Genomic DNA, 8,980 nt, shown 5'->3' with positions numbered 1-8,980 from the left:
CGTTTGTCTGATCGTTTTCGTGATCTCGTATGTGTTTAACGAAAAGAAGGCCTAGGCGTCAAATTTAAACGCCCAAATTTGTGAAATCAAGAAGGTTAAATGTGACGGCTAGCGTTCAAATCAAATTTGACTTACAAAATCCGAGCTGATAAATTTGATCGTCAAATTTGACCAAAACGGCCAAATTTACCGCTCGCGGCTCAAATTTACTTGTAAAATTTAGCCAAAACGGCCGCATTTTACAAAGCACGCTTAGTTTCGGCTCAAATTTTCCCTGATTTTGCTTTTTATCGCCTCCAGCTCCTCGCCCTCAAATCTCATCAGCGTTCGCTCCACGCCATGCTTTATCATCCCCTCTTTGTCGCACGGCACGAAGTCCCAGTCCTTTTGAAACACCGCGTGCTTGCCCATAGTTTGGTTGCCGTTGCGCTGCGTGTAGCCGTTTGCGTCTAGATCGTTATCCCACGGCCCCCACTCAAACGCCCCGCTAGGCCCAAACAGCGCGATCACGGGCACGTCGTTGGCCGCGGCTAGGTGCATGATCGCCGTATCTACGCCGATAAACATCGCGGAGCGCTTTGAGAGCGCGGCGGTCTGTTTTAGGGTGAGTTTGCCACCTAGATTTACGGGACTAGAGGAGCACAGCGCCAGCACGTCGTCTAGCTTTTTTAGCTCGGCGTCGTTGTTATCGGCCGTTAGCACGACCCGCACGCCAAGCCCCTCGCAAAAGTCGATTATCGCAGCCATAGTTTCGTCGTCCGCGCACTTAAACATCCAGCGGCTAGTTAGGTGCACGTGGATAAATTTAGGCGGCAAATTTAGATGATTGATGCACTCTGGATCGAAGTACACGCTCACTCTTTTGCCGCTAGGCTCAAATCCTAGCGCGGCCAGGGCGTCTAGGTTTCTATCCACGGTGTGGCGCAGACCGCCTATTTTAGGGGCTTTGTGCGTGATTATTTTGTTTACGGTTTTATTTTTGCCCTCAAAGCCCACGATGGTTTTTATCTTGGCGTATTTGGCGACGATGATGCCGCGATCGCCCGTCGTGGTCTGCACGGCGATGTCGTATTTTTGCTTTTTGATCGCGCGGATAAACTTTAACTCGCGCCAAAGTCGTTTAAAAAAGCCGACCTCTTTTATATTTGCGCGGTCGTAGATATGGATGTTTTGGATGTTCGGGTTGCCCTCGATCATCGCCTCGGTGCCCTTGTTCAGCACGAAATCTATCTGCGCGTCGGGGTAGATGCGGCGCAGGTTTTCGATGAGCGGAGTCGTGAGCAGCACGTCGCCGATGTTTCTAAATTTCATAACTAGGATTTTGATTTTTTTATCTTTCATTTTACGTACTTCCAAAATGTATATTGCGCATAAAGCCTTGCTATCACGTAGCCACGCCAGCCCTCGCGCCAGCCGCCTTTTAGGAAAAATAGCTTAAAAAACGTCCAAGCTGGATTTAAAATAGCTTTAAATTTGCTTGATTTGGCACCCTTTGCGCCCAGACTCGAGTAACGATTTTGCTTGGTGATAAACTGCTCGATACTGTCGTATGCGTAGTGTTTGAAGTGGTTTTTTAGCCTACCGATTTCATTTTTGGCGGCGGTTAAATTTGCGCCATTTGCGGTGCCAGTCGAGATTTGTTCGTCCGTTTTTGCCGCGCTTTTTAAAACTACTTTTTCATGTATCTCGCGCCCGTCAAACTCCGCTAGCGTCTTGTCAAAAAGCCTAACAGTGCAGTCGGGGTAAAGCCCCATCGTGCGCACTTCTTTGCCGAAAAATATATTTGCGCGAGCCACCTCGTACGCGCAAAACTCGGGTCGCTGTAAAATTTGCAAAATTTCCTCTCTCAGAGGTTCTAAAATCACCTCGTCGCTATCTAGCACGAAAACCCAACGATTGCGCGCTAGATCCACGCCCAGCTGCTTTTGCGCACTAAATCCCAGCCATTTTTGCTTGTGAAATTTGACGTTTTTAAACCCAGAGCAAATTTGCTCCGTAGCGTCCTGCGAGCCGCTATCGACCACGACGACTTCGTCTGCAAATTCGCAGCTTTTTAGCACCTCGGCGAGATATTTTTCGCTGTTAAGCGTGAGGATAACGACGCTTAGCATTTATAAATTTCCTCGTTAAAATGCTTAAATCGCTTGTGAAACCAAAAGTACTCGTCCGGCTTCTCGCGTACGGCGGCCTCGGTGACGTCAGCTTGCGCTTGCGTGGCCTTTAGCACGGCTTCGTCTTTGTCAAAATCCCTAATATCAATCGGCGGGAAAAAGCAAATTTCGCTGAGATTTGCCCCTTTTTCGCGGATAAAGGCCGGCACGATGAGCGCGTCCCTTTTTTGCGCAAAAATGCTAACTGCGGGCGTATGCAGGACCTCGCGACCGAAAAATTTAACCTCCACGCCTTCGTCTTTGGCAGTGTTTTGATCGACTAGGATGCCGACTAATCGGCGTGCCTTAACCGCTTTTAGGATTTGCTTTGCGCCGCCCATTTTGTCGATGAGCTCGATATCAAAGCGGGTGCGGTTTGCCGCCAAAATGCGCTGCATGACCGCGCTATCAAGCGCGCGTCCGACGATGCTAACGCCGCCGAATTTTGCCGCCATCGCCAGCGAAAATAGCTCCCACTGCCCGTAGTGCGCGGTTTGTACGATGATCGGGCGGCCCGAGGCGAGCGCGTTTTGAAAGATTTGCTCGTTTTTAAATTCGACTTTTTCTAGGATTTTTTCCTTGCTCGCGTTTTGATTTTTTATAAAATTTACTGCAAATTTGGCATAGTTTCGGTACGTATCTTTGATGATTTGCTCTTTTTGCGCGGCCGTGAGCTCGTCCGCGTAGGCGAAATTTAGATTTGCTCTGATGATTTTGGTGTGTTTGGCGTCAAATTTATAAAATAAAAACGCGATGAAATTTAAAAAAGGATTTAGCAAAAACGCGGGCGTAACGGTAAAGATAAATTTAAAAAATCTATAAAGCCAAAGGTAAAATAAATCACGCATCAAGTAGCCTTTTTGCCGCGTTTGCGATAGTCTGCGGCGCGATATCTCGCACGCAAAAGTCGCTTTTGTCTATCTTTTTCGCGTCTATTTTTTTACCCGCGTCGATGGTTAAATTTACGGGCGTTGCGTAGGCGTTTCGCTCTGCGGGGCGGTTACCAAAAAGCGTGATAGAGGGGCGATTTTGCGCCCAGGCGATATGCGTCACGCCGCTATCGTTGCCGATAACAAGGTCGCAGGATGATATAAAATTTACGAGCTCTTTTAGGTTTAAGTTTAGCGGTTTTGCGTTTGAGTTTTTGATCAAATTTAGGGCTTTTTTCTCCTCGTTTTCGCCGTTAAAGCAGACGAAAATTTCATTTTTCTGATCGTCAAGCAGCGCGATAACATCGCCAAATTTATCGTAAATTTTACTCGGCTCGCTAGCAAAAGGCGCTATTAAAATTTTCTTTTTTAAGCTTTGCGATTTACTTTGCGAGGCGCTAAAACAAGGCTGTTTGGCTAAAATCTCATCCTCGCTAAAACTAAAGCCCAAAGCAAAAGCCGTAAGTTTTAAATTTCGCAAGATGATATTTTCTCCGTAGTCGCAGCTAAATTTATGCTTATAAAACAGCGCCGCAAGCGGTTCTTTGGCGCTAAATTTGTCAAATCCGTAACTGTTTTTGCCAAGAAGTTTCGCAACCGCGGCGGATTTGAGAAGTCCTTGCAGGTCGATGACGTAGTCAAATTTGCCCTCTTGCTTGGCAGACGCGATCAGCTCCAAGCTTTTTTTGTATTCGCCGTTTTTTAGCGGTAGCGAAACGACGTGCGAAATTTGCGGACAAAGGAATAAAATCTCGCTAAATTTGGCGTCTACAAACCACGTTATTTTCGCTTTTGGCAAGTGTTTTTCGATAAACTGCAAAATAACTACCGCGTGGACGATGTCGCCCAGGGCGGAGAGCTTGATAACGGCGATGTTTGGGGCTGTGTTTTTATTCATTTATCGCTTTTATAAAGATTTTTAGCTATCATTTTAGGCAAAAATAGCTAAAAAAGGTTTGAAATGGCTAAAAATTATATCTGCGTTTTTGACTGCGAAACGGTGCCGGACACCGCGCTTTTGCGTAAAATTTACGGCTTTGAGGGAAGCGACGCGGAGGTGGCGAGGCAGGCGTTTGCCGCGCAAAAAGCAGCAAGTGGAAGCGAGTTTTTACCCGTGATGTTTCACTGCGTCGTGGCGATTTCAGCTGTGATGGCGGACGAGTACGGTAAATTTTTGCGCGTAAGTACGATGAAGGGTGCAAACGAGCGCGAAATCCTAAATAAATTTATCGGCTTCGTAAACTCGCACAACCCGCGTCTAGTGAGCTTTAACGGGCGCGGCTTTGATCTGCCGATGATTTTAACTCGCGCGATGAGGTATAACGTCTCGTTTCCGAGCTTTTACGAGGTCGAAAACAAGGAGCTTGGCAAGGGCAAATGGGACGGCAACTACCGTGACCGATACAGCGGCAAATTTCACTTCGATCTGCTTGACCACGTGAGCGAGTTTGGCTCCGTGCGCGGGCTAAAGCTCGACACGCTCTGCGCGAGCTTAAATTTGCCCGGCAAATACGACGTGCACGGCGATCAGGTGATGGAGCTGTTTTTTGACGGCAAGATAGATAAGATCAACGAATACTGCGAAAGCGACGTGCTAAACACCTACTGGCTTTTTCTAAAATACGAGCTTTTGCGCGGAAATTTGACGCTGGATGATTACGCGGACGACATCTCGGTGATGAGCGAGTGGCTCGCGGCAAACTGCGCGCAGATGGGTTATACGCCGGTGTTTTGCGAGGCGGTCGATCGCGAACTCGTGCGCCTTGAAACGCAAAACTACGAGGATGAGCCAGAGCTTGATGAAGAGGGCGAACAGGCCGGGGCAGAGGAGTACTACACCGAAGAAAATATGCCCGAGATAAATTTGGACGAGCAGTGAGAGGTTAGCGAAATTTGGCAGGCCAAAACGGCTCGAAACGGCACGGGCTTGGTAAATTTGACGCGTATGTTTTTAGGGTGCGGTCAAATTTGACTCGGTTTGGCGAGCGATTAGTAAATTTGGCTTTTACTGGGCAAATTTTATTTCGCTTTAGCGGCTACAGCATCAAATTTGACGAAAAAGACACGCAACCTAACGCCGCAAAAATAGCTGCAAATTTGCAAATTTGACCGCGACTAAATCAAATTTGACGAAAGACGGCACGAAAACAATCCCGTAAATGTCAAATTTCTAGACAAAACACATGGCAAATCAGTACTTTATCTCCTGCGCGCCGTAGCCCTCTACCGCGCCAAAGAGTTTAATCGCGTCTTTTAGCGGATATTTGTTGGCAAACATCGACACTTCGCTTTGTCCTGTCGCGATTTGATTTATCCCAAACACCCTTCTTAGCTCGTTTGTAAACGAATTTGGATCGTAGTCCACGCTCTCTTTGTATGAAGCGTCCAAAAATCCTTCCATATACGCCTTGTTTATGGCTTTTCTTAGCGATCTGTCGTCCTTTAGCTCCTCGTTACCGACCGCCTCGTCAAAGAGATCCACATCTGCAAAATCCTTTGCAAATATCGTCTCAAAAAGTCCGAGTCCCGGCAGGATGACGTCGGCTTTTTTGTTGAGGAAAAAGCGGTTGTCGTTTACGCGCACTTTTCGTCCTTTCTCCATGGCTACGGGACTATCGATGCGGGCGCGTTCTATCGCCGCAAAGGCCGAGAGACCGATGATGTTGCGGCGGATGACGACGTCTGCTTTGGTCATGACCTTAAAGCCTTGGCCGCCGTCGCCAAAGCTAGCCGTTCGCGGCCAGGTAAAAAGCATGGTGTTGTAGCTAAAGTCGATTTTGACGGCGTCGGCTTGATTTTTCGCGCCCCAGATTTCGCAGGCGCTGATGGCGTTTGCGACAAAGACGTTGTTTACGATATTTACCTCGCCGTGAGCGCCTAGTCTCACTGCAGAGTTGTTGCCGTTGCTAAAGACGCTGTTTCGTATCGCAAGCTCGCCGCCGCCTAAAAATTTACCGCCTAAAAGCGGCTTGGCGGCCGTGATGACGTTTGTAGCCTTGCCGTTTTGGCCGATTCCGGGCGGCAGGACTAGCATGCCTGTTTCTACGCCTCTTGGCTTACCTCTGCTTGGATCATAGGCGTTTGAGTCGCCCTTATCAAAGATAATGCCGTCAAAAACGAGCCTCTCTCCAGGCGCTGCGACGATGTCTAGCTCGACTAGCGGATTTGACGAGCCCGTGCCGTTAACGGACGCAGGTGGCATGATGCGGGTTTGGTACTTTAAAACATCGCGCACGGCGAAGTCCTTGGAGTAGCCGCCGTAGATCTCGACGGGCTTTTTGATGATGATAAAGCCCTTGTCTCTTAGCCCGTAGTAGTTACCCTCGGCGACGTAAATTTTGTCGCCTATTTGGGCTATCTGGGCGGCTTTTTCGATGTTTTTTAGCGGCGCTTCTTTGGTGCCGACGTTTGCGTTGTCGCCCATATCTTTTGAAACGTAGAGTTCGGCTGCGTGTCCGAGCAGGGCAAATGCGCTAAAAAGGCAAGGCAGAGCGGCTTTTTTAAAACTAGGCATCGTCGTCTCCTCGTGTAAATTTAACTAGTTGATTATAGCAGTAAAATAGTAAAAAAATTAAAAGTTCGTTTAAGAATCTCTGCTTAAATTTGCAAATTTAAACGTCAAATTTGATCCCAAGGCCGCGCAAATTTGCTCAAATTTTACTTTCAGGCGCGCAGGCTAACGGCGAAATAAATGAGATTGTGCTAAAATAACGTCAAATCACAAAGGAAAAAACATGAAAATTTTAGTAACCGGAACGGCGGGATTTATCGGATTTCACTTGGCAAACGCCCTCGTAAAAAGGGGCGACGAGGTCATCGGATACGACGTGATAAACGACTACTACGACGTAAATTTAAAGCTCGAGCGCCTAAAAACGGCCGGTTTTGACGTGAGCGAGATCGAGCGCGGCAAGCTGATAAGCTCAAAAACGCAACCGAATTTAAAATTTATAAAAGCCGATCTAGCCGACGGCGAAACGATGAAAAGGCTTTTTGAGAACGAGAAATTTGACTGCGTCGTAAATCTAGCCGCTCAGGCGGGCGTTCGCTACTCGCTCATCAATCCGCAAGCCTACATCGATAGCAACGTCACGGGCTTTATGAATATCCTCGAGTGCTGCCGCCACAACCAAACCGCAAATTTAGTCTACGCAAGCTCTAGTTCGGTTTACGGCCTAAACGAAAATATGCCGTTTAGCACGCACGAAGGCGTAAATCACCCGATCAGCCTCTACGCCGCGACTAAAAAAAGCAACGAAATGATGGCGCATACGTATTCGCATCTCTTTGGCGTGCCGACTACGGGACTGCGATTTTTCACCGTTTACGGCCCGTGGGGACGCCCTGATATGGCGCTGTTTTTGTTCGTAGACGCCGCGCTAAAAGGCAAGAAAATCGACGTCTTTAACTACGGCAAGATGAAGCGCGACTTTACCTACGTGGACGACATCGTAAAGGGCATCATAAAATGCATCGACAACCCTGCGAAACCAAATCCTGCGTGGGACGCGAAGCATCCCGATCCAGCCACCTCTAGCGCGCCGTTTAAGGTCTATAATATCGGCAATAATAGCCCCGTAGAGCTCATGGACTACATCAAGGCCGTCGAGCTAAAAATTGGCCGCGAGATAGAGAAAAACTTCCTCCCGCTTCAAGCCGGCGACGTACCTGCGACCTATGCGGACGTGGGCGATCTGGTAGCGGACTTTGACTACAAGCCAAACACTAGCGTAAATGACGGGGTGGCTAGGTTTATCGAGTGGTACTGCGAGTTTTACGGGGTTAAAATTTGAGATTTTTCGCGCTATTGCTGGCCGCCTTTTTAAATTTCGCTTTGGCGGCGCAGAGCGAAAACCTAAGCGACGCGGGTGTAGATACTGCTAAAAAAGATAAATTTGAGCTTTTAAAACTTAGCGAATACAAAGGTCAAAACGTCGGCGGCTGGCTAGCTAGCGAGAAACTAGACGGCGTGCGCGCCTACTGGGATGGGCGAAATTTGCTATCCAGAAACGGTAAAATTATAGCCACGCCAGGGGGCTGGAGCGCGCATTTTCCGCCGTTTGCACTTGACGGTGAGCTTTACACTGCGCGGGGCGAATTTGAAAAAATCCAATCGATCGTAATGGATAAAACGCCAAATGAGGCAGCGTGGAGTGAGATCAAATTTTATGTTTTTGACGTACCTGAGGCTAGCGGCGGGCTTTTAGAGCGGCTTAGCGAGCTTGAAAAATTTATCTTGCAAAATCCGCAGGCAGGGCAAAATTTAAAGATAATCAAGCAAGTAAAAGTAAAAGATAACGCCGAATTTGAGGCGTTTGCGGAGGCTGTCATCGCAAAGGGCGGCGAGGGTGCGGTCGTGCGCGAGCCAAACGCGCCGTATGAGCGAAAACGAAGCAAAAATGCTCTGAAATATAAAAAATTTAAAGACGCCGAGTGCGAGGTTGTCGCCGTAAATAAAGGCAGCGGCAAATACGAAAAATTTGTAGGCTCGCTTACCTGCAAGGCGCTTGGCGGCAAAGATGATAAAGAAAGAGCTGGCGAGCCAAAAGAGGGCACTATCTTTAAAATAGGCTCAGGACTAAGCGACAAAAATCGTCAAGATCCCCCAAAGATAGGCTCTATCATCACATATAAATTTCAAAATTTAACCGCCAACGGCAAGCCAAGATTTCCTATATTTTTAAGGGTTAGAGAGGATTAAATTTGATCCGTGATCTCTTTTAACGCCCCAAAAGAGTCAAACTGCGCCTTTTCATCAAAAATAAAGCTTTGAGCCATGATCTCATCGACTGCTAGTCTATTTTGAAACTCTAAAATTTGCTCTTTAACGCTTTGCTTTGAGCCTATAAAAGAACACGCCATCATCTCTTCTGTGACGCTTCTTTCTCTATTTTTTAGCTC

9 protein-coding genes and 1 pseudogene are annotated in these 8,980 nt (G+C 47.7%); 4 read left to right on the top strand and 6 right to left on the bottom strand.

The genetic code is table 11. The features are described from left to right. Positions 1–252: 252 nt before the first annotated feature. Genes rfaQ through waaC form a run of 4 tightly spaced genes read right to left on the bottom strand, consistent with a single transcriptional unit; the run spans position 253 to position 3,977 of the window. A complete protein-coding gene (gene rfaQ / locus Q0546_RS03280) occupies positions 253–1,341 on the bottom strand; it encodes a putative lipopolysaccharide heptosyltransferase III (protein WP_298790493.1) in 1,089 nt (362 codons plus the stop codon). Next, a complete protein-coding gene (locus Q0546_RS03275) occupies positions 1,338–2,111 on the bottom strand; it encodes a glycosyltransferase family 2 protein (RefSeq protein WP_298790491.1) in 774 nt (257 codons plus the stop codon). Before Q0546_RS03275 ends, rfaQ begins: the two co-directional genes overlap by 4 nt. Next, on the bottom strand, positions 2,105–2,998 hold the full coding sequence (locus tag Q0546_RS03270) for a lipid A biosynthesis lauroyl acyltransferase (RefSeq protein ID WP_298790489.1): 894 nt from the start codon (positions 2,996–2,998) through the stop codon (positions 2,105–2,107). Before Q0546_RS03270 ends, Q0546_RS03275 begins: the two co-directional genes overlap by 7 nt. After that, positions 2,991–3,977, bottom strand: coding sequence for a lipopolysaccharide heptosyltransferase I (waaC, locus tag Q0546_RS03265; RefSeq protein WP_298790487.1), 987 nt, complete (start codon positions 3,975–3,977; stop codon positions 2,991–2,993). Before waaC ends, Q0546_RS03270 begins: the two co-directional genes overlap by 8 nt. Before the next feature lie 63 nt (positions 3,978–4,040). Between waaC and Q0546_RS03260 the strand changes: the two genes are divergently transcribed. Continuing rightward, complete coding sequence (locus tag Q0546_RS03260) at positions 4,041–4,958, top strand: 3'-5' exonuclease (protein WP_298790485.1); 918 nt, start codon at positions 4,041–4,043, stop codon at positions 4,956–4,958. A 14-nt stretch (positions 4,959–4,972) separates the two neighbouring features. After that, positions 4,973–5,188, top strand: a complete 216-nt coding sequence (locus Q0546_RS03255) for a hypothetical protein (RefSeq protein ID WP_298790483.1) — start codon at positions 4,973–4,975, stop codon at positions 5,186–5,188. An 82-nt stretch (positions 5,189–5,270) separates the two neighbouring features. On the opposite strand, the gene Q0546_RS03250 is transcribed toward Q0546_RS03255, so the two are convergent. Next, positions 5,271–6,593, bottom strand: coding sequence for a DUF1565 domain-containing protein (locus Q0546_RS03250; protein WP_298790481.1), 1,323 nt, complete (start codon positions 6,591–6,593; stop codon positions 5,271–5,273). 220 nt (positions 6,594–6,813) lie between these two features. Between Q0546_RS03250 and Q0546_RS03245 the strand changes: the two genes are divergently transcribed. Together Q0546_RS03245 and Q0546_RS03240 are read left to right on the top strand one after the other, a co-directional pair. Next, positions 6,814–7,872, top strand: coding sequence for an NAD-dependent epimerase (locus tag Q0546_RS03245; protein ID WP_298790479.1), 1,059 nt, complete (start codon positions 6,814–6,816; stop codon positions 7,870–7,872). Further along, positions 7,869–8,780: a DNA ligase gene (locus tag Q0546_RS03240; protein WP_298790477.1), complete on the top strand. Its 912-nt coding sequence runs from the start codon at positions 7,869–7,871 to the stop codon at positions 8,778–8,780. Before Q0546_RS03245 ends, Q0546_RS03240 begins: the two co-directional genes overlap by 4 nt. Here the strand turns inward: Q0546_RS03240 and Q0546_RS03235 are convergent. Next, positions 8,777–8,980: pseudogene (locus Q0546_RS03235) on the bottom strand (LLM class flavin-dependent oxidoreductase); the annotation flags it as partial. The gene Q0546_RS03240 and the pseudogene Q0546_RS03235 sit on opposite strands and share 4 nt — an antisense overlap.

This window comes from uncultured Campylobacter sp., from assembly GCF_937997465.1.
GTDB lineage: Bacteria > Campylobacterota > Campylobacteria > Campylobacterales > Campylobacteraceae > Campylobacter_A.
This window is presented reverse-complemented; position numbering and strand designations above follow the sequence as displayed.

Excerpts from the sequence above, each read along its gene's own strand:
- rfaQ (WP_298790493.1), bottom strand. The coding sequence starts at position 1,341 with ATGAAAGATAAAAAAATCAAAATCCTAGTTATGAAATTTAGAAACATC.
- Q0546_RS03275 (WP_298790491.1), bottom strand. The coding sequence starts at position 2,111 with ATGCTAAGCGTCGTTATCCTCACGCTTAACAGCGAAAAATATCTCGCC.
- Q0546_RS03270 (WP_298790489.1), bottom strand. The coding sequence starts at position 2,998 with ATGCGTGATTTATTTTACCTTTGGCTTTATAGATTTTTTAAATTTATC.
- waaC (WP_298790487.1), bottom strand. The coding sequence starts at position 3,977 with ATGAATAAAAACACAGCCCCAAACATCGCCGTTATCAAGCTCTCCGCC.
- Q0546_RS03260 (WP_298790485.1), top strand. The coding sequence starts at position 4,041 with ATGGCTAAAAATTATATCTGCGTTTTTGACTGCGAAACGGTGCCGGAC.
- Q0546_RS03250 (WP_298790481.1), bottom strand. The coding sequence starts at position 6,593 with ATGCCTAGTTTTAAAAAAGCCGCTCTGCCTTGCCTTTTTAGCGCATTT.
- Q0546_RS03245 (WP_298790479.1), top strand. The coding sequence starts at position 6,814 with ATGAAAATTTTAGTAACCGGAACGGCGGGATTTATCGGATTTCACTTG.